This window comes from Methanomicrobiales archaeon (genome assembly GCA_030019205.1).
Classification (GTDB): Archaea; Halobacteriota; Methanomicrobia; order Methanomicrobiales; family JACTUA01; genus JASEFH01.
This window is the reverse complement of record JASEFH010000004.1, coordinates 1-18,517: the sequence shown is the minus strand read 5'-3', so window position 1 is coordinate 18,517 and position 18,517 is coordinate 1. Positions and strand designations below refer to the sequence as shown.

Below are 18,517 nucleotides of genomic sequence, written 5' to 3'. Positions count from 1 at the left end.
CATTTCAATAGCTCGCCATTTGCCCAAATTGACTCATAACGTTGAGAAATGGCCATAAACCGACACTATCAAGTGATAGCCGTGCCAAGTACTGGACTGCCATGAAGTCTCTACCACTGAACCGGACCGAGCAGGGCGATCAGGTGACCGTCGAGTGTGCCGACGGGGAGGTGTCCGTATATACCCGATGCGCCTACTGCATCCACTGTGAGGGGGTGCGGGTGGGGAGGCGGGTGATGCCGGCACCCCTGAAACAGGCGCTTCAGGACCTGAAACGGGGAACCGCCCAGGACGAGTCGGTCTTCAGCGCCGCGATGATGTTCAACACCCTGATCCGGGACGGATCCGCGATCGAGTGCAACGACGACGCTAACGAGGGGTTCCGCTCGCTGTACGCGTCCCGACGTCTCCGATGATCTCCTTTTTGAACGCCTCGAAGTTCAGGTCGTCCAGCTGGTCGGACAGGAGCCGCCCGCTCCAGGCGCGGCGGTAGATCCAGGCGGCGATCTTCTCCACCGCATCCACCACCGCATCCTCGCTCTCGACGGCGACGAGCTCCCGCCCGATCCGGGGGTGCCGCCCCCGCCGCCCGCCGACCGACACCAGGTAGTGGCGCGACTGCGGCTTGATCAGGTGGAACGGGCAGGACTGGATGCAGATCCCGCACTCCACGCATTTTTCCGTGTCCAGGACGCAGATTCCGTTTCTTATCGATACCGCCCCCTCCCTGCAGTACTCGACGCACGTCCCGCAGCCGGTGCAGAGACCCGGGTTCCGGAGCGGTCTCACCCGTCCGCTGATGCCGATCTCGTTGAGCATGGGGCTGGTGCAGGCGTTCGGGCATCCCGAGATGGAGATGCGCAGCTTCACCGGCATCTCCTTCCCGAACAGGCGTTCGTTCAGCTTCCGGGCCAGGGGGAGGGTGTCCACGGCGGCGAACCGGCAGCGTTCGGTGCCGGGGCAGGCGACGATGTTCACCACCTCGTCGCGTTCGGCACCGAGGGGGGTGCCGTTCTTCGCCAGCGCACGGGCGACCTTCGTCATGGCATCGGGAGAGACGTGGGGGATCTCCACCGCCTGCCGTGCCGTGATGTGCACGATCCCCTTGCCGTACCGCCGGGCGATGGAGGCGATGCCCCGCACCTGCTCGACGGTGAGGTTCCCCGCGGGAACCTGGACCCGCACGGTAACGTACTCCGGGTCCCGCTCGGTGATGATCCCCCCCCGCATGTGGATGCCGTACTCCTTCATCATCCCACACTACTCTCCCGATGAGACCTTAAAAAGATTCACGGACCGGCAGGCGGGGGATGCGTCAGAAGAGTGCCGCTGCCAGGATGACGAGCATCCGCACGATCTCGTTCGCGGCCCCGACCACGTCCCCGTTCACCCCTCCAAAGAGCCGCCGCGCCAGGAGGAGCATCCCTGCGGCGCCGCCGACGGTGACGATCGCCGCGACCGCCAGTGTCGGTGCGGGCAGGGGCAGGAGGAGCAGCGGGAGCCAGAGGAGGAGGGCGATGAACGGGAAGTACCAGCGGGCCCGGGCGTGGAGGTAGCTCTGGATGCCCTCGTGGAAGGGGGTGCCCACGGCAGTCAGGGCTGCCATCGCCAGCTTGGCGCTCACCTCGGCGAGCAGGATCGTGTAGCCGACCTGCGGGCTCCCCTGCAGGGCGGCAAACGCCAGCAGCGTGACGACGAGCCCGAGTCCCACCCCGCCGGCACCGCTGCTCCGATCGGTGAGCGCCTGGATCCTCCTCTCCCGGCTCCCGTGCGCCATGACGCCATCGCCGAAGTCCAGCAGCCCGTCGAAATGGTGGAATCCCGAGAGGACCAGCGTCAGGGCGAGGGCGACCGCCGCGGCGATGGGGGCAGACGGAATGGCGAGGACCGCCAGGAGCGCGATCCCGCCGATCACGTAGCCGGCCAGGGGATAGAGGTAGGAGCGGCGGGCGAACTCGTCGAAGTCCACCGATCTCCCGAGGGGGAGGATGGTGGTGAACTGGAGGAGGGCCAGGACGGATTTCAGGTACATTCGCTGTAGAGCCGCGAGGTGCAGCCGGCGATCAGCCCGGCGACCGCATCGTCGAGGAACGGTCCGAGGCGGGAGAGGATGCCCGGTTTCTTCTGGTCGTAGCGCGTGAACTCGAAGCGGGCGCAGGTCCCTCCGATATACTCGGCGATCGCCATCCCCAGGATCTCGTCTGTCAGCAGAAAGACGGGATCGCCGGCGATCTCGGAGTCCCTGCGGTTCGCGTAGATCTCCTCCTCCAGCAGGATGGCAGCCAGCAGGAGAGAGGATACGTTGGGATCGGAGAGCGCACGAATCACCTTCTCGCGCAGGATCTCCTCCGCCGTCCCGGCGTCGAGTCCGTGGGGGACGTAGAGCGCCATCGCTGCAGACAGGATATCCTCGATCTCCACTCCTTTCTCCAGCAGGCGCTCCGTTATCTCGAACATGGCAATAGTGTTTTAACCAGGGTTCCTATATACAGATCGATATGCAGTTTATCTCACCGGATCCACCGTTCCAGCCAGAGAACCCCCTCCTTTCCATTATCCTCGCCAACACTCTCCTCTCGACCGTTCCCGGCATATCGGGGGCTGGCCCGAGCCCGGGGAAAACGGTCCTCACCCCCATCCTGGACTCGGAGCTGATCGCGAAGGGTGCGATCACCTCCCGCCCCACCCGACCCAACACCCCCACCGGATGCCCGACACCGGCGATCATCACGCGGGCGATGGCGGAGCTGACCGGGGATCAGCCGCTCTTCATCAACGCCGGCCTCACCGAGACCCCTGTCGTCCCCTGCCTGGACCTCTACGGTGCGGCGGGGCAGGATCCCCGATACGGCGATGCCGTTCCGCAGGCGGAGGCGCTGTACGTGCGGGGCGCATGGGCCGGGCGGCACCTCTCGCGCTGCAGCGATCTCCTGCTGCTCGGCGAGTGCGTGCCGGGGGGCACCACGACCGCCCTCTGCGTGCTGCGGGGATTCGGATATGCGGCGCGGGTCAGCAGCAGTTACATCTCCAACCCCGTCGGCCTCAAGGAGGAGGTGTGCCGGGCGGTGCTGGAGAAGATTGCTGCCCTTCCGCGGGCCGATCCCCTCGCGATCGTCCGCTGCGGGGGGGATCCGATGATGGCGGTTGCCGCCGGGATCGCGAGCACGTACGCGGGAGACCTCGTGCTCGCCGGCGGGACGCAGATGCTCGCGGTCGCCGCCCTGATCCGGGCCCTGGGGATGGATGTACCCCCGATCGTGACCACGGTCTACGTCCGCGACGATCCGTCGGCCAGTTTCGCGGAGACTGCCGCCGAGGTGGGCGCGACCGCCTACTACGTCGATCCGCAGTTCGGGGATCTCGGGCACGCCGGCCTCGCCCGCTACTGCATCGGCGAGGTGAAGGAGGGGATCGGGGCCGGCGGTGCGATGATGCTCGCCTACCTGCGGGGGCATTCGCCCGAGCGGATCCGCAGCACGATCCTGGACAGAGCCCGGGGCTACGCCTGATCGGCCGCCGTCTCACCCCTCCGCGATTCCTTCCCCCTTCGGACGCCGCCCGCTTCCGCCGCGAGGGGGGACAGCCGCCGTTCCCGCTCCTGCCGCCGCTTCAGCGCCTTGTAGATCTCGTGGCCAGCGTAGAGGAGGACGGGGAAGGGCACAAGGATGAGCAGGTAGGGATAGGGCACGAACGCGGTGCTGAAGACGAACTGGATCGGCTCAACGAAGAGGAACAGCAGGACGAGAACGATCTCCAGGGCGATGCCGTAGACGAGCAGGCGGTTCGAGGAGAGCCCCCTCCCGAAGGAGGGGTGCTCCCAGGCGCGGAGGGTCCAGGCGTTGGCGATCTGGCAGAAGATGGCGCCGAGCAGGGTCATCGTCATCGCCTGGCGGTGCAGCACGGTGCCGCTGACGGCAAGATCGCCGTACTGCCAGCCCTGCAGGAAGAGGAGCGCGAAGAAACCCGTCATCGCCGCTGTGGCCTCGATGATGCCCAGGAACCCGTAGCCGCGCTTGAAGACCTCCCGATCCAGGATCCGCTCGGTCTGTCCGACCGGCGGTCGGTCCATGATGTCCTCCTCCGCCTGCTCGGCCCCGAGCGCGAGGGCCGGCACCAGATCGGTGCCGAGGTCGATCGCGAGCACCTGGATGACGGCGAGGGGCAGGGGGATCGCCAGAAAGAACCAGAGGATGTAGGGGACGATCTCCGGCATGTTGGAGGAGAGGATGTATGTGACGAACTTCTTGATGTTGAAGTAGACCGTCCGCCCCTCCTCGATCGCCGCGACGATGGAGGCGAAGTTGTCGTCGAGGAGGACGATGTCCGCCGCCTCCTTCGCCACCTCGGTGCCCCGTATCCCCATCGCGACCCCGATGTCCGCCCGCTTCAGCGCCGGCGCGTCGTTCACGCCATCGCCGGTCATGGCGACGATCTCCCCGTTCTTCTGCAGGATCCCGGCAATCCGCAGTTTCTGGTCGGACGGCACGCGGGCGAACAGGATATCCCGGGTCTTCAGGAGCTCTCCCAGCTCCTCGTCCGAGTACGCCAGGATCTGGTCCCCCGTGATCGTCTGGTCCACGGGCAGCCCGATCTGCTCCGCGATCGCCATCGCCGTGAAGGGGCTGTCCCCCGTCAGGATCATCACCCGCACACCGGCCGTGCGGCACTTCGCGATCGCTTCGCCGACCTCGCCCCGCGGCACGTCCATGAAGGCGACCAGTCCGAGCACGATCAGGTCGGCCTCCTCCTCCCCCCGCTGATAGGCGATGGCGAGCACGCGGTAGGCCCTCTTCTCGAACTCTTCCGCCCGGCGCAGGATCGTCGTCCGCCGCGCTTCGTCGAGCTCCTTCACCTGGCTGTCGGCGTCGATGTAGTAGCGGGAGATGCCCAGGATCACTTCGGGAGCCCCCTTGGAGAAGATGTACTTCTGGGCGTTGCGGGCGTAGATGGTGGACATCATCTTCCGCTCGCTCGTGAAGGGGATCTCCCCCGTGCGGATGTAGCCGCTCTCCCCGATCTCGGCCTTGTGCGCGGCGGCGACGATCGCCAGCTCCGTCGGATCCCCGAAGACCATGGAGTCCTCGATCCGCGCCCGGCAGTCGAGCATCCCCGATATCAGGCAGAGCTGCAGCCGCTCTTTCGAGCCCTTCAGCTCCTTTCGGAAGTGGAACTCCCCGCCCTGGAAGTAGCCCTCCCCGCTGACGGTGATCTCCTCCCCGCTGGTCAGATAGATCTCCCGCAGCGTCATCTCGCTGCGGGTGAGGGTGCCGGTCTTGTCGGTCAGGATCACCGTGGCGCTCCCGAGCGTCTGGACGGCATCGAGATTCTTGACGAGCGCATTCCTCTTCGCCATGTTCTGGCTGGCGAGGGAGAGGGAGAGGGTGACGGTGGGCAGCATCCCCTCCGGAATATTGGCGACGATGAGGGCGAGGGCGAAGATCGAAGCGAGAAAGAGTCCCCGGCCGAAGAGGACCGCCAGGGCAAAGAAGACCGCGCCGATGGTCAGGGCGATGAGGGTGAAGACCCGTGTCATCCGCGCGAGCTCGAGCTCCATCGGGGTCCTCCTCCGGGCGACGGTCTCGGTGAGGGTGGCGATCCGTCCGAACTGCGTATCCTTGCCGGTGGCGAACACGACTCCGACGCCGTTTCCGGAGGTGACGGTGGTGCCGGCGAACGCGACGTTGCGGGCATCCAGGATCTGCTCCCGCGGTTCCGGACCCGCCGTCCGCCGCACCGGGCGGGACTCTCCGGTAAGGGTGGCCATGTTCACGTACAGGGAGTTCGCCTCGATCAGGACGGCATCGGCAGCGATCTTATCCCCCTCGTCCAGGAGAAGAAGATCGCCCGGGACCACCCTGCGGGCCTCCACCTTTGCGGGAACGCCGTCCCGGCGCACCGTTACGAGGGCGGGCAGCAGCCGCATCAGGGCCTCGACCGTCTTCTCCGCCTTGTACTCCTGCCAGAACGCGAACGAGGCGTTGACGATCACCACCGCCACGATGGCAAACCCCAGGATGTCGTAGCCTTCCTGCGGGGAGGCGAGATGCGCCACGAATGCCAGGGCGGCCGCCGCCTCCAGCAGGATCGCGAAGAACGAGGTGTACTGCCGCCCGTAGGCGGCAAGGTAGTTCTTCTTCTGCCGCCGTTCGATCTCGTTGAAGCCGTACTCCGCCAGCCGCCGTTCCGCCTCGTCGCCTGTCAGGCCGGACTCGCGAGTGCCGGAGCGGGCCAGGACCTCTTCCCGGGGGAGGGCATACATATCCATACATGCTCCCGGTTCCGTGCCCGATTTCTCCCCGTACCCCTTCCCCATAATACTTTCGGGTATGCGGGTTCCCGGGAGAGGGATGAAAGGACTATACTACCGAAGCGCCAACAGGTACAGGAATGCGACCCATCTATGTCGTCAACAACTTCGGTCAGTTCAACCACCTCATCCTGCGGAAGCTGCGGGACATGGAGATCGAGGCGGAGCTGATCCCGAACAGCACGCCCCCGGAGACGGTGGGGGAGGGGTGCCGCGGGATCGTTCTCGGCGGGGGTCCGACCCTCGAGCGCGCCGGACGCTGCGCGGAGTACCTCGACCTGGGTCTGCCCGTGCTCGGGATCTGTCTGGGGTTGCATATCATCGCCGCGGCCCGGGGCGGATCCGTGCAGAAGGGGTCGCACGGCGGGTACGGGGCGGTCTCCGTCGAGATCGTGGACCATGACGAGATCCTGGCGGGATACCCGCCGCGCATCCCGGTCTGGGCGTCCCATGCCGACGAGGTCGGCAGGCTCCCTCCGCACTTCTCCATCCTGGCCCGCTCGTCCATCTGCCGCGTGGAGGCGCTGCGTGCCGACGACGAACCGATCTTCGGGATCCAGTGGCATCCCGAGGTGAGCCACACCATGGACGGCGCCCTCCTCTTCAGGAACTTCAACCGCATATGCCAGCCGTAGAAGAGATTGCACGAAAGATCCAGGCCATCGGTTTCCGCTGCAGCCGCTGCGGCGACTGCTGCCGGGACGGGGAGAGCGGGACGGTGCGGGTGCTCGTCGGGCCCGCCGAGATCCGGCGGATCAGCGCCGCCTCCGGGCTGGGCTGGGACGACCTGGCAGAGCCCTATCCCGAGTGGATCGAGGTCGGCGGGGGGACGTATTTCACCTTCGCCTGGTGTCTCCGCCGCCGCGGGGGAGAGTGCAGCCTCCTCACGCCGCAGGGCTGCAGCGTATACGCCGACCGCCCGCGGATCTGCCGCACCTATCCTTTTATGCTGGATGGGGAGAACCTCGTCGCCTCGGAGTGCCCGGGTCTCGGGACGCCGATACCGTGGGAGGATGCCGTCTCGATCGCCCGCGATCTCCTGGAGCGGAAGCAGCAGGAGGAGGAGGAGGATGTCCGCATGCTCGCTGCCTTCGCGTGCACACCGCTGCCGCGGGGAAAGCGGGTCGTGATCGACAGCGAGGGGATGAAGGAGCAGTAATGGCGGAGATCAGGCTCGTGGGGACGGCCCATGTCTCCCAGAAGAGCATCGACGAGGTGCGGGAGGCGATGGAGACGTTCCAGCCGGACATCGTGGCCGTGGAACTGGACCCGGCCCGTTGCGCGGCTCTCAAGAAGCAGGGCGAGGAGCCGTCCATCGCGGACGTGTTCAGATCCGGCAACTTCACCCAGCTCCTGGTCCAGTGGCTGCTCGCCCACCTGCAGCGGCGGATCGGAAGCGAGGTGGGCGTGGAGCCGGGGGCCGAGATGAAGGCCGCGATAGAGGAGGCGGAGCAGCGGAGCCTCCCGATCGCCCTGATCGACCGCGACATCCGCATCACCCTGACGCGGTTCCTCAACGCCATGACGTTCATCGAGAAGCTGCGGCTGCTCTACGCCCTCGCGGTATCGATGCTCGCGACGGAGACCGAGGAGATCGACGTCGAGGAGCTGACGCGGCAGGACGTGATGACAGCGGCGCTCGACGAGTTCCGGCGGTTCTCCCCGCGGGGCGCCCGGGCGCTGATCGACGAGCGGGATGCCTACCTGGCCCATAAGATCCGCATGCTCGCCCGCTCCCACGAGAAGGTTCTGGCGGTGGTCGGCGCCGGGCACGTCAGGGGGATCCAGCGGTTCCTGGAGGATCCGCAGTCGCTCCCGCCCCTGGAATCGCTGACGGCGGACGTGAAACCCCGCCCCTACGCGAAGATCCTGGGAGGCCTGGTCACCGCCCTCTTCGCCACCCTGATCCTGGCCCTGCTCTTCTCCGGCGTGGGGATGGAGGTGCTGGTCGCCGCCCTCGTCTACTGGGTGCTGATCCACGGTGTGCTCTGCGCCGCCTTCGCCCTCGCCGCCGGGGGGCATCCTCTCTCCGCCCTGACGGGCTTCGGGGTCTCCTGGCTGACGGCGCTGAACCCGCTGCTTGCCGCCGGGTGGTTCTCCGCCATCGTGGAGGCGAAGATACGGAAGCCCACGACGAAGGACTTCCGGGCGATCATGGAGGCGGAATCTCTCTCCGACATGCGCAGGATCCCGCTCTTCCGCGTGGTGCTCGTCGCCGCCCTGGCCAATATCGGCAGCACGCTCGGGACGATCGCCTATTTCATCTTCATCTTCCCGGCGCTCGGCATCGACCCCACCGTGCTGCTGATGGACGGGCTGCAGAACATCGGGAGCCTGCTCCCCGTCCCCTGACACATCCTGCCTTTCCCCTTTCGTGCACCTGCGGCTTCGCTGCGATCCCGCGAGACGCCCTCATCCCCGGGCCTGCTCGCGAAGACCGGCGGGACGAGAGTCATCATCTACAGGTGCTGCCGGCAGAGCACATATCGATGGGGGAGGATGCACTCCTATGGCACGGCTCTGCCCGTCCACCCCGGCTGCGCCGGCGATCCGGTTTCAGGCACGGGGAGGGAAGGGTCTCCCTCGCGGGATAGGCCCGGATATGGGAGCGGGGGTGCGGCTATCCGATCCTGCCGCATCTTCGAAAGGGGGCGCGGGGGAGTCTCAAGAGTGAAACCATCCCATCGAGGCTGTCGCAACGATTGGGGGCAAGGCACAGGGGAGGGGGACGATACGATCCTCCAGCGGAGATGGTCTGAGTCTGGAGTTCCCATCCTGCCACGGGGAGAGTATGGATGCGGCGATTCATATCCGGGAACAACGCCCTCATTCTCCTCTTACCGGGACGGGTCCTATCGCATTTGTGGGGGAGGAGGTTCAGAGGGGGAGGGGGCGCATCCCCGTACACCGCCCCGCTGGTACGATGGCCTCTACGGGAGGATTTCAGGCTTGAGCTTCCCCTGGTTGAGATAATGCGAGAGTGTAAGATTTTCAGCTTCCGTGCTCGTTCAACCGTCTCCGTTGCGTCTCCGAATATCTTGCCCATCTTCTATGATTGTGCGCGGTAGTGCTGTATATCGGCACCGAAGACCTCTGGAGCATCCACAATCATCGTAGAATTCACGTCCCGATGCGCAGGGCCTCGTACCCGTCCGCGTCTTCTCCACCACGAACCTATCACTGCTATGACGAGGGTATCACGGTTGTCTGCCTGACGAAACCCGCCTGTGCCGGGAGAAGAACCTGAATCGAGCGGACACACAAAACGCCGCCGGGTGCGAAAGCCCGCAGAAGCATACCGGGGCGAGATGCAGAAACCATTACAGAAAGGTATTACTGTTGAAAAGGTCCCATGCAGGATTATGAATCTTGGCGTTACCATCATCAAGTCTCGGAGGAGCATCCGGAAGTACCGCGACACCCCTGTTCCGGCCGAGGTGATCCGCGATGCCCTGGAATGCGCCCGCCAGGCTCCTACGGCGAGGAACGAACAGCCCTGGCTGATCGGGACCGTCCAGGATCGGGAGACCCTGAACACGCTCGCCAGTCTCGCCGACAACGGCAGATTTATCGCCGGTGCCCCGGTCTGCTTCGCGGTGTTCGCGGAGAAAGCCCAGAAGTACTACCTGGAGGACGGATGCGCGGCGACCATGCAGCTCATCCTGGGGCTGTGGTCGCACGGTGTCGGCTCCTGCTGGGTTGCCGGGGACAAGAAGGGCTATGCAGACGACGTCCGCAGGCTCCTGGGCGTTCCGGAGCGCTATACCCTGGTATCGATGGTGCCGGCGGGGTATCCGGCGGATATGCCCGCCGGGGAGATCCTGGTGAAGAAGAAGGACCTCCCGGAGATCACGTTCTCCGAGCGGTACCAGGAGTGACGTCCGACTGTTTTGCCGGACAGAAAGGGCAGATGGAGGTCTCCACGTCGCCCTCCTTCTCCCGTACCGGGCAGAGGTACTCCCCGTCCTGCTCCTCCACGGCGAATCCGCCGGGGAACGGCGTGCCCACCGGGTGGGCGGGGAGCCCCAGCACGAAGATGTTGAATGCCGCGAGGAGGTAGTAGAAGAGATAGCGGTCGCTCTCTTCGCGGGTGGCGGCGGACCTGCAGGCACGCTCCACCATGGCGCAGTACTCGGTGAACCGGTGCGGCAGAGGGCCTTCGATCCCCTCCAGACCCCCGCCCCGGCAGAGGAGGAGAACGCGGTGATGCGTTCCGAAGATCTGCTCGATCAGGCGGGGGTAGAGCCGGCTGCGGTAGGACGGGGGGAGGTGCTGCAGATCCTTCAGCAGGGCAGCGCGGAGATCCTGGAGATCCGCCAGCGTATACCGCTCCACCGAGCGGCAGACGATCTCCGCGAGCTCCCGCCTCCCCGCAGCCCCCCGCAGCGCCCGGCAGATCTCTGCGCACTTCACGGCTCCTCTTTCCTGCAGATGAAGAGGGATCCCTCCCGGCAGGGGATGATCATCACGTGGAAGAAACTGTCCAGGTCGCGGATGAAGTCGAGGCGGGAGCGGGGCACGAAGTGGGGGTGGCGCCGCCCGATCTCCCGCACCAGGAACTCGACGAGCAGGGAGTCCTCCACCGTCTCCCGTGCGATCGGGAGCAGGGTGACCAGCGTCCCGTCCGGATCCAGAACACGGGAGATCTCGTCGAGCGCCGCCTCGAGATCCGTTGCCGATAGCCAGGGGGCCAGGATCAGGTCCAGCCTCTCGTCGGGGAACGGGAGCTGCGCGGCATCGCCGGCGAGGCGGTGGAAGCCGGGATGGTCCGCACCCTGCCCGTTGTCCACCAGGTAGAGCCTCTCTGCACCCTGCAGGCACCCTCTGGCGGCCGCCACCCAGGGATCCTTCCGCGAGGCTGCGAAGGGGGAGAGGACGAGCGCCGCATGGCGTGCACCCGCCTCCACCTCCAGGGCGATCTGCTCGCCCGCCTGGGCCGCCAGGTGCTGGATGTAGGTGCGGTAGAGCAGCAGGACTCCCCCCCGCACCGCATCTTCGAGCGCCCGGCTCCCCTCCCCGGTCAGGCCGTACACCTTGCGCTCCGGCCCCTTACTGCTCGCCGCCCTCGTGTGGGCGACAAGGGCCCGCTTCTCCAGGCTCCGCAGGATCTTGTAGAGATCGGAGTGGCTCTTCTGGATGTTCCGCGACTCCAGCCGGTACTTCAGCTCGTAGACGTGACAGGGATTCTCCTCGAGCACCTCGAGGATCTCCGTCTCCAGATCTCGCATACACTACTGTTGGAATCGACTAGAGTAAAAATCTGCGATTCTCGCCCCCGCCCTCGGGCGGGGGATCCCGTGGACACCTGACAGAGCCTATCGCACCGCCTGTGCCGGCTGCCCCGATGGCAGCTTCGCCACCCACCCGGCGAGGGTCATGGTCCCGACGATGCGGAGCTTGCCGCCCTCCAGGTGGTGGAGCACGACGCGGTCCTTCGGGGCGCAGACGAGCGGCTTCTCCAGCGCCAGCGTGAGCACGGGCGAACGGGGGTTCCCCCCCTCCTGCACCAGCTCCAGGCGGGCCGGGACGAACTGCATCCAGTGGCCCAGGTGGAGCACCATCCCCTCCCGCAGGGGGCGGTTCCAGTACTTCACCAGATGCGCCGTGCCGGTGGCCGAGGAGACCGAGAGGAGGGAGCGGTCGCTGGTCAGCACATACCCCCGCTCGAGGTCCTCCACTCCGACGTTCTTCAGCGCCAGCCCCACGCGGTCTCCGGCCCCCGCCCATTCGGCCTCGTCGTCATGCTTCTGGATGGATCGGACCTGGGCGGTCTTCTCGAGCGGGAGGACGGAGAGAGTGTCGTGCCGGCGGATCGCCCCCGCCACCACCCCGCCGAGGACCACGGTGCCGATCCCCCGGACGGTGAAGAAGTGGTCGACGGAGACGCTGCCCGCCGGCGTCTCCCGCGGCACGGCCGCCTTCTTCGCCGCATCTTCCAGGAGCTGCTCCCGCAGGGCGGCGCGGTTGTCCTCCGCGAAGCGGTAGCGCTCGACGACAGTCCCCCGGATGAGCGGCATCACCTGCTCCTGCCCGATGAAGTTGCGGAGCACGACGAAGCCGTCCCGAATCCCCAGGCAGTCCAGCATCAGCACCGCCTCGCCGAAGAGGGGCGTGAGCCCGTCCACAACCAGGATCGCCTTCTCTGCCGTGGCGGCGGCGAGGTAGAGGGGGGCGAACCGTTCGGGGTAGCGCGTCGGCTCCAGGAACGTGACCGAATCCTCCCCTTTCTTCAGGTTGTAAAAGGTGATATCCGTCGATGTACCCTTCTTTCCCAGATCGCGGGCGTAATCGTTCTGTCCGAGTACGACGACGTTCAGGTTTCCCATGGGGAACAAGGTGTGACGGGAGCGGATAAAAACTCTCTGCGGGAGATGGCGGCGCGTCGGGAGGGTGGACTTAAGTACCATGGGCGACTATAGGCGGGGGAGAGGATGGCACAATGCAGTGGACGCATGTGGAGGGCAAGGACAGGGGCAAGGTGCGGCTCTACGCGCTGAGCACCTGCGGGTGGTGCGCGAAGACCAAGCAGCTCCTGATGGAACTCGGCGTCGACTTCCGGTACGTGTACGTCGATCTCCTGGACGCAGACGAGATGGCGCAGGCGATCGATGAGGTTGCGCAGCTGACATCCCAGCAGGCGTTCCCGACGATCGTGATCGACGATGACAGGGTGATCGTCGGCTACCGGGCCGACCAGATCCGCGAGGCCCTGGGTCCATGAACGCGGAAGACGTCGATCAGGAGGCGATCGAGAGACTCTACGAGCGGCTGACGAGGGAGGCCGAAGAGGGGGGGTACCACCTGAACCCCGATGTTCCGTTCACGAAGAACCTCGTCCGCGGGCTGATCGTGAACGAGCGGCGGTACGGCTATCCCTCCTGCCCCTGCCGCCTCGCGATGGGGAGCCGCGAGCGGGACCGCGACATCATCTGCCCCTGCGACTACCGGGATCCGGATCTCGACCAGTACGGGGCCTGCTACTGCGCCCTGTACGTCAGCGGCGCGATCCTCCGCGGCGAGCGGGAACTGACGCCGGTACCCGAACGGCGGCCTCCGATGGCGGAGAGGAGGGCGCAGGAACCGGTTCTGCCCGCCTCCTCCCTCCCCTGGCCCGTCTGGCGGTGCCGCGTCTGCGGATACCTCTGTGCCCGCACCCACCCTCCCGAGGTCTGCCCCATCTGCCGGGCAACGCAGGATCGGTTCGAGCGGTTCCTCTGATTCCGGCGGGAGGCCTTTCCCCTCTTCCGCCGGGTATCCGCAGGTTGAACCGTCCCCGATCTCCCCAGGCACTTCGAAAACGCCTGTGTTCAGGACATTCCTGCTCACGGGTCCCGATTTTCCTGCCCGCGGGATAGACGGTGCGGATTCGCCGTTTCTCGTTTCGGAGGGTTTTTATTTCGAACCCCCGACATACTCTGCGATGGATCCCATGCGCGACAAGTGCAAGGTCTGCCGCAGCGGATACGCGGGCGAGGTGGACGAACTGCTGCGTCAGCGGAGGACGTACAACGAGATCATCTATCTCATGAAAGACAAGATCCCCGGTCTCAAATCCTCCCACATCACCTCCCACAAGAAGCACCCGGCTGCCGTGGACGAGGAGATCCAGGGGCTGCAGCAGAGTCTGACCGCCCTCCGCCAGAATCTGGCAGCCCCCCCGTCCATCCTCCCGCAGGGCTCCCCGAAACCCATGGACGACATGGAGCTGCTGGAGGCGATCAAGAACAAGGCGGTGCTCCTCTTCGATCGCACCACCGATCCCGGAGCGATGCAGAAGCTCGCCATGATCGTGATCGAGATCATCCGCCTGAAGTACGAGATCACCGGCACCATCTACGCTCCGCCGCCCAAGCTGCTGGCGATGGAGGAGACGCTCAAAGTCCATTAGAGCCGGAACTTCTCATCCATTTTTTCCTGCCGTCCTGACCCGCCCTGCCGCACAATCCAGCATGTGCACCATTGAGATGGACAGGGGGCCGGCGGCCCATGCCGGATCCGGCAGACCTATCGCGTCAAAGGGAGGCGCACTCCCACCCCTGCACCCTCGCGTGCGATCGGGCCTGCTCCGGGAATGGGGCGAGTTCGGCTCCAGCCTCATCGGGGAAGGGATGCAGAGCGATGCCGGCGGAGGATTCATAATCATATACCCGATCGTCTGCTCCCCTGGCCAGGACCTCTCCCGGGATGTCCGCTTTCAATCCTCATTTTCCGAGGAACGGTATTGAAACAGCATCTGGTATTCCGCGCCACATGCGCAGATCCAGCTTTCAATCCTCATTTTCCGAGGAACGGTATTGAAACGAGGCGACGACCGGTTCGCCGGCCCGGGCAGAGAGCTTTCAATCCTCATTTTCCGAGGAACGGTATTGAAACCCAGGCGTCGATCATGGCACTCTGGGGGGCGTTCCCTTTCAATCCTCATTTTCCGAGGAACGGTATTGAAACTGCTGCAGCACCCGATAGGCGAAGGTCTCCCGGATATCTTTCAATCCTCATTTTCCGAGGAACGGTATTGAAACGAATTCTAGAGGCAGCCCTTTCTCTCCTGAATCCTCTCTTTCAATCCTCATTTTCCGAGGAACGGTATTGAAACGCGCTCGACCTGCGGGTGACGGACTTCTTGATGCCATCTTTCAATCCTCATTTTCCGAGGAACGGTATTGAAACATGGTCACAGCAGATCCATCGTTTACCCCCCACTTCTTTCAATCCTCATTTTCCGAGGAACGGTATTGAAACGTTCCAAGGATGTCAAACAGTTCGGGCTGAAGTCGGCTTTCAATCCTCATTTTCCGAGGAACGGTATTGAAACGATATATGCCCCTGTTTAGGCTGTTTCCATTGACTCGCTTTCAATCCTCATTTTCCGAGGAACGGTATTGAAACATTCTTTTACTAAAATATTACCTCCATCCAATCCTATCTTTCAATCCTCATTTTCCGAGGAACGGTATTGAAACGGCGGCGATCGGCCTGGCCCGGGCCCCCCCGGACCACTTTCAATCCTCATTTTCCGAGGAACGGTATTGAAACTACCGAGGGGGACCTGGACAAGGCCTTGCAGGAGATCTTTCAATCCTCATTTTCCGAGGAACGGTATTGAAACCCATCAAGAACCCCGAGGGGACGATCGGTGTGGATCTCCTTTCAATCCTCATTTTCCGAGGAACGGTATTGAAACGTTTCTCCGCGGGGACCTCGCCGCGGAGATATTTTTCTTTCAATCCTCATTTTCCGAGGAACGGTATTGAAACCCGGGAGACCCCACCGATCCCACACTCGGGGATCCGCTTTCAATCCTCATTTTCCGAGGAACGGTATTGAAACGATGAGGATAACGGAGTTGGATGTCCTGCATACCACTTTCAATCCTCATTTTCCGAGGAACGGTATTGAAACATCAAGAAACAAAACAAGAATATAAGTCAATCATTATCTTTCAATCCTCATTTTCCGAGGAACGGTATTGAAACGGCGTGCCGGCAAACTTGCCGATCTGCCGCGCCCATCTTTCAATCCTCATTTTCCGAGGAACGGTATTGAAACACGATGGATCTGCTGTGACCATATCTGAGAATTATCCTTTCAATCCTCATTTTCCGAGGAACGGTATTGAAACGGAATATATAGCTTCTGCTCGTTATTCGGCCATTTTCTTTCAATCCTCATTTTCCGAGGAACGGTATTGAAACCGATGCTCAACCTGGCCGAGGTGGATACAAAAGGATCTTTCAATCCTCATTTTCCGAGGAACGGTATTGAAACTAGAGAGCACCGGGAGGTCCAACGCCCGGGCCTGGACTTTCAATCCTCATTTTCCGAGGAACGGTATTGAAACCGGGAGAGTCTCCCTGGAGCCCGGGAAATACCAGGCCTTTCAATCCTCATTTTCCGAGGAACGGTATTGAAACGAAGATGATCCGCGTGGCGCACATTGATGATACTGCCCTTTCAATCCTCATTTTCCGAGGAACGGTATTGAAACAGTCACCAATAAAACGCGGGAAGAGTTTTTAACCGCCTTTCAATCCTCATTTTCCGAGGAACGGTATTGAAACCGCCCTTCCAGACCTGGTGAATCGTGGGGAATGCAGCTTTCAATCCTCATTTTCCGAGGAACGGTATTGAAACTTCATAAGAAACCTCGAAAGAGCGCGCTGATCTGGACTTTCAATCCTCATTTTCCGAGGAACGGTATTGAAACTTTCAGAGGGCCTCGCGGAGGTCGATGTGACGTTCGCCTTTCAATCCTCATTTTCCGAGGAACGGTATTGAAACGAAAAATGATTACCGGTTCTGGTACCTGGTCCACAATGCTTTCAATCCTCATTTTCCGAGGAACGGTATTGAAACCCGCTTATCCATTATGGGACACGACGAGCAGCTTCCTTTCAATCCTCATTTTCCGAGGAACGGTATTGAAACAAATGGAGTCTGAATATGGGTTACTATGCAGAATGTCTTTCAATCCTCATTTTCCGAGGAACGGTATTGAAACTACGGTGCCGACGAGGATTTTGCCGAACATGTTCGCCCTTTCAATCCTCATTTTCCGAGGAACGGTATTGAAACAATACCACGGATCGGCAGAATCCTCGGGATTTGTGACTTTCAATCCTCATTTTCCGAGGAACGGTATTGAAACCAGATGACGATGTTCCTGGGAGTGGTTGGATACAACTTTCAATCCTCATTTTCCGAGGAACGGTATTGAAACAGAGTATTCGCCAGTCGTATACTCGTATAAGGGGTCACTTTCAATCCTCATTTTCCGAGGAACGGTATTGAAACACCTGAGCGATACACAACTCTCCCGGGCAAACCTGCGCTTTCAATCCTCATTTTCCGAGGAACGGTATTGAAACGTGCTTTAACAAAATGGTAGCACTTGTGGATAGGACCTTTCAATCCTCATTTTCCGAGGAACGGTATTGAAACAAAGACGCGGAGTCAGAAGACGAGGATCCAGCAATTCTTTCAATCCTCATTTTCCGAGGAACGGTATTGAAACTATTCAACGGTGGGGCGGATCAGTCCTCGTGGGTCCTCTTTCAATCCTCATTTTCCGAGGAACGGTATTGAAACATCGATAACGGGCCGGGGGGCACATCTGGCGATCATCTTTCAATCCTCATTTTCCGAGGAACGGTATTGAAACTTCCGTTACGAGGGCCGTCGCCGCCTCCACAAATGAGCCTTTCAATCCTCATTTTCCGAGGAACGGTATTGAAACCCAGGCAGACCGCATCATCCCCGAAGTCGATCCGGCCTTTCAATCCTCATTTTCCGAGGAACGGTATTGAAACACAGCGACGGGGTTTGGAACTGTATCTGGCTCTACCCTTTCAATCCTCATTTTCCGAGGAACGGTATTGAAACGGGTGCTAACCTGCAGGGGGCAAACCTCGCAAAGGCTTTCAATCCTCATTTTCCGAGGAACGGTATTGAAACTTCGGGACCTCGAAGAGGGATCCGTCCGAGAGGACCTCTTTCAATCCTCATTTTCCGAGGAACGGTATTGAAACTGCTCTGCCGTCCGTATGCCCGGGGCACACGCTCCACTTTCAATCCTCATTTTCCGAGGAACGGTATTGAAACAAGACCTATACGAGCACGGGTCTCCGGGACATCGTCCACTTTCAATCCTCATTTTCCGAGGAACGGTATTGAAACATGAGGGTTGCCTGTGAGAGGTTCGCTTCCTCCAGATCTTTCAATCCTCATTTTCCGAGGAACGGTATTGAAACGGTGTCGGTTGACTCTTCGGCGGCTGCCTTCAGCGCGTCTTTCAATCCTCATTTTCCGAGGAACGGTATTGAAACAATACATCGAGCGCCACGCACGCCCTATCGGGGTGAACTTTCAATCCTCATTTTCCGAGGAACGGTATTGAAACGACCGCACGAATCGCTGAAAGACCTCCTCCTCCGCATCTTTCAATCCTCATTTTCCGAGGAACGGTATTGAAACTCGCGATTCGGGAGGTCCTGCACGTTCTGGGTGAACCTTTCAATCCTCATTTTCCGAGGAACGGTATTGAAACGTGACGGGCACGGGTGATCTCGCCCGGCGGTTCGGACCTTTCAATCCTCATTTTCCGAGGAACGGTATTGAAACGAAAACCCGGATGCCGCGATTATGTCGGCACTCAGAACTTTCAATCCTCATTTTCCGAGGAACGGTATTGAAACTGGCTTGAATATCATGTAT

At 62.1% G+C, this 18,517-nt stretch carries 16 protein-coding genes and 1 CRISPR repeat array; of the genes, 9 read left to right on the top strand and 7 right to left on the bottom strand.

Annotation, left to right across the window (positions count from 1 at the left end):
• Positions 1 to 101: 101 nt before the first annotated feature.
• Positions 102 to 416, top strand: coding sequence for a hypothetical protein (locus QMC96_03505; protein ID MDI6875822.1), 315 nt, complete (start codon positions 102 to 104; stop codon positions 414 to 416).
• On the opposite strand, the gene QMC96_03500 is transcribed toward QMC96_03505, so the two are convergent.
• The 3 genes from QMC96_03500 to QMC96_03490 form a co-directional block, all read right to left on the bottom strand.
• Positions 370 to 1,254 (bottom strand): 4Fe-4S binding protein, encoded by an 885-nt coding sequence (locus QMC96_03500; GenBank protein MDI6875821.1) that lies wholly within the window; start codon positions 1,252 to 1,254, stop codon positions 370 to 372. The genes QMC96_03505 and QMC96_03500 overlap by 47 nt on opposite strands.
• 61 nt (positions 1,255 to 1,315) lie before the next feature.
• The gene (cobS, locus tag QMC96_03495) at positions 1,316 to 2,026 is read right to left on the bottom strand and encodes an adenosylcobinamide-GDP ribazoletransferase (protein MDI6875820.1); all 711 of its coding nucleotides are present in this window, start codon (positions 2,024 to 2,026) and stop codon (positions 1,316 to 1,318) included.
• On the bottom strand, positions 2,023 to 2,457 hold the full coding sequence (locus tag QMC96_03490; protein MDI6875819.1) for a phosphatidylglycerophosphatase A: 435 nt from the start codon (positions 2,455 to 2,457) through the stop codon (positions 2,023 to 2,025). The genes cobS and QMC96_03490 overlap by 4 nt, the downstream gene beginning before the upstream one ends.
• A 41-nt stretch (positions 2,458 to 2,498) precedes the next feature.
• Between QMC96_03490 and QMC96_03485 the strand changes: the two genes are divergently transcribed.
• The gene (locus tag QMC96_03485) at positions 2,499 to 3,509 is read left to right on the top strand and encodes a TIGR00303 family protein (GenBank protein MDI6875818.1); all 1,011 of its coding nucleotides are present in this window, start codon (positions 2,499 to 2,501) and stop codon (positions 3,507 to 3,509) included.
• On the opposite strand, the gene QMC96_03480 is transcribed toward QMC96_03485, so the two are convergent.
• A complete protein-coding gene (locus tag QMC96_03480; protein ID MDI6875817.1) occupies positions 3,500 to 6,265 on the bottom strand; it encodes a cation-transporting P-type ATPase in 2,766 nt (921 codons plus the stop codon). The genes QMC96_03485 and QMC96_03480 overlap by 10 nt on opposite strands.
• A gap of 122 nt (positions 6,266 to 6,387) precedes the next feature.
• On the opposite strand from QMC96_03480, the gene QMC96_03475 reads away from it, so the two are divergent.
• The 4 genes from QMC96_03475 (at position 6,388) to QMC96_03460 (ending at position 10,185) form a co-directional block, all read left to right on the top strand.
• Positions 6,388 to 6,942 carry a GMP synthase subunit A gene (locus QMC96_03475; protein ID MDI6875816.1) on the top strand — a complete coding sequence of 185 codons (555 nt, stop codon included), beginning with the start codon at positions 6,388 to 6,390 and terminating at the stop codon, positions 6,940 to 6,942.
• Positions 6,930 to 7,466: a YkgJ family cysteine cluster protein gene (locus QMC96_03470; protein ID MDI6875815.1), complete on the top strand. Its 537-nt coding sequence runs from the start codon at positions 6,930 to 6,932 to the stop codon at positions 7,464 to 7,466. Before QMC96_03475 ends, QMC96_03470 begins: the two co-directional genes overlap by 13 nt.
• On the top strand, positions 7,466 to 8,659 hold the full coding sequence (locus QMC96_03465; GenBank protein ID MDI6875814.1) for a TraB/GumN family protein: 1,194 nt from the start codon (positions 7,466 to 7,468) through the stop codon (positions 8,657 to 8,659). Before QMC96_03470 ends, QMC96_03465 begins: the two co-directional genes overlap by 1 nt.
• A 1,010-nt stretch (positions 8,660 to 9,669) precedes the next feature.
• Entirely contained in the window at positions 9,670 to 10,185 is a 516-nt protein-coding gene (locus QMC96_03460) for a nitroreductase family protein (protein MDI6875813.1), read from the top strand.
• On the opposite strand, the gene QMC96_03455 is transcribed toward QMC96_03460, so the two are convergent.
• The 3 genes from QMC96_03455 to QMC96_03445 all read right to left on the bottom strand — a co-directional run bounded on the left by QMC96_03455 (position 10,157) and on the right by QMC96_03445 (position 12,633).
• Positions 10,157 to 10,720, bottom strand: coding sequence for a DUF2115 domain-containing protein (locus QMC96_03455; protein MDI6875812.1), 564 nt, complete (start codon positions 10,718 to 10,720; stop codon positions 10,157 to 10,159). The two genes, QMC96_03460 and QMC96_03455, sit on opposite strands and share 29 nt — an antisense overlap.
• Positions 10,717 to 11,535: a helix-turn-helix transcriptional regulator gene (locus tag QMC96_03450; GenBank protein MDI6875811.1), complete on the bottom strand. Its 819-nt coding sequence runs from the start codon at positions 11,533 to 11,535 to the stop codon at positions 10,717 to 10,719. Before QMC96_03450 ends, QMC96_03455 begins: the two co-directional genes overlap by 4 nt.
• An 87-nt stretch (positions 11,536 to 11,622) precedes the next feature.
• Positions 11,623 to 12,633, bottom strand: coding sequence for an EF-Tu/IF-2/RF-3 family GTPase (locus QMC96_03445; GenBank protein ID MDI6875810.1), 1,011 nt, complete (start codon positions 12,631 to 12,633; stop codon positions 11,623 to 11,625).
• A gap of 113 nt (positions 12,634 to 12,746) precedes the next feature.
• Between QMC96_03445 and QMC96_03440 the strand changes: the two genes are divergently transcribed.
• From QMC96_03440 to QMC96_03430, 3 genes are all read left to right on the top strand, one after another.
• Positions 12,747 to 13,028, top strand: coding sequence for a glutaredoxin family protein (locus QMC96_03440; GenBank protein ID MDI6875809.1), 282 nt, complete (start codon positions 12,747 to 12,749; stop codon positions 13,026 to 13,028).
• Positions 13,025 to 13,525: a ferredoxin-thioredoxin reductase catalytic domain-containing protein gene (locus tag QMC96_03435; protein ID MDI6875808.1), complete on the top strand. Its 501-nt coding sequence runs from the start codon at positions 13,025 to 13,027 to the stop codon at positions 13,523 to 13,525. Before QMC96_03440 ends, QMC96_03435 begins: the two co-directional genes overlap by 4 nt.
• A 202-nt stretch (positions 13,526 to 13,727) precedes the next feature.
• On the top strand, positions 13,728 to 14,195 hold the full coding sequence (locus QMC96_03430; GenBank protein MDI6875807.1) for a hypothetical protein: 468 nt from the start codon (positions 13,728 to 13,730) through the stop codon (positions 14,193 to 14,195).
• A gap of 303 nt (positions 14,196 to 14,498) precedes the next feature.
• A CRISPR array of direct repeats spans positions 14,499 to 18,498; the repeat unit is 37 nt; unit sequence CTTTCAATCCTCATTTTCCGAGGAACGGTATTGAAAC.
• Positions 18,499 to 18,517 lie beyond the last annotated feature (19 nt).

Bases quoted from the DNA above. Each gene is read 5' to 3' on its own strand.
- QMC96_03485 (MDI6875818.1), top strand. From the start codon at position 2,499: ATGCAGTTTATCTCACCGGATCCACCGTTCCAGCCAGAGAACCCCCTC.
- QMC96_03465 (MDI6875814.1), top strand. From the start codon at position 7,466: ATGGCGGAGATCAGGCTCGTGGGGACGGCCCATGTCTCCCAGAAGAGC.
- QMC96_03490 (MDI6875819.1), bottom strand. From the start codon at position 2,457: ATGTTCGAGATAACGGAGCGCCTGCTGGAGAAAGGAGTGGAGATCGAG.
- QMC96_03435 (MDI6875808.1), top strand. From the start codon at position 13,025: ATGAACGCGGAAGACGTCGATCAGGAGGCGATCGAGAGACTCTACGAG.
- QMC96_03450 (MDI6875811.1), bottom strand. From the start codon at position 11,535: ATGCGAGATCTGGAGACGGAGATCCTCGAGGTGCTCGAGGAGAATCCC.
- QMC96_03505 (MDI6875822.1), top strand. From the start codon at position 102: ATGAAGTCTCTACCACTGAACCGGACCGAGCAGGGCGATCAGGTGACC.
- QMC96_03430 (MDI6875807.1), top strand. From the start codon at position 13,728: ATGGATCCCATGCGCGACAAGTGCAAGGTCTGCCGCAGCGGATACGCG.
- QMC96_03440 (MDI6875809.1), top strand. From the start codon at position 12,747: ATGCAGTGGACGCATGTGGAGGGCAAGGACAGGGGCAAGGTGCGGCTC.
- QMC96_03470 (MDI6875815.1), top strand. From the start codon at position 6,930: ATGCCAGCCGTAGAAGAGATTGCACGAAAGATCCAGGCCATCGGTTTC.
- QMC96_03475 (MDI6875816.1), top strand. From the start codon at position 6,388: ATGCGACCCATCTATGTCGTCAACAACTTCGGTCAGTTCAACCACCTC.
- QMC96_03480 (MDI6875817.1), bottom strand. From the start codon at position 6,265: ATGGATATGTATGCCCTCCCCCGGGAAGAGGTCCTGGCCCGCTCCGGC.
- QMC96_03500 (MDI6875821.1), bottom strand. From the start codon at position 1,254: ATGATGAAGGAGTACGGCATCCACATGCGGGGGGGGATCATCACCGAG.
- QMC96_03460 (MDI6875813.1), top strand. From the start codon at position 9,670: ATGAATCTTGGCGTTACCATCATCAAGTCTCGGAGGAGCATCCGGAAG.
- QMC96_03445 (MDI6875810.1), bottom strand. From the start codon at position 12,633: ATGGGAAACCTGAACGTCGTCGTACTCGGACAGAACGATTACGCCCGC.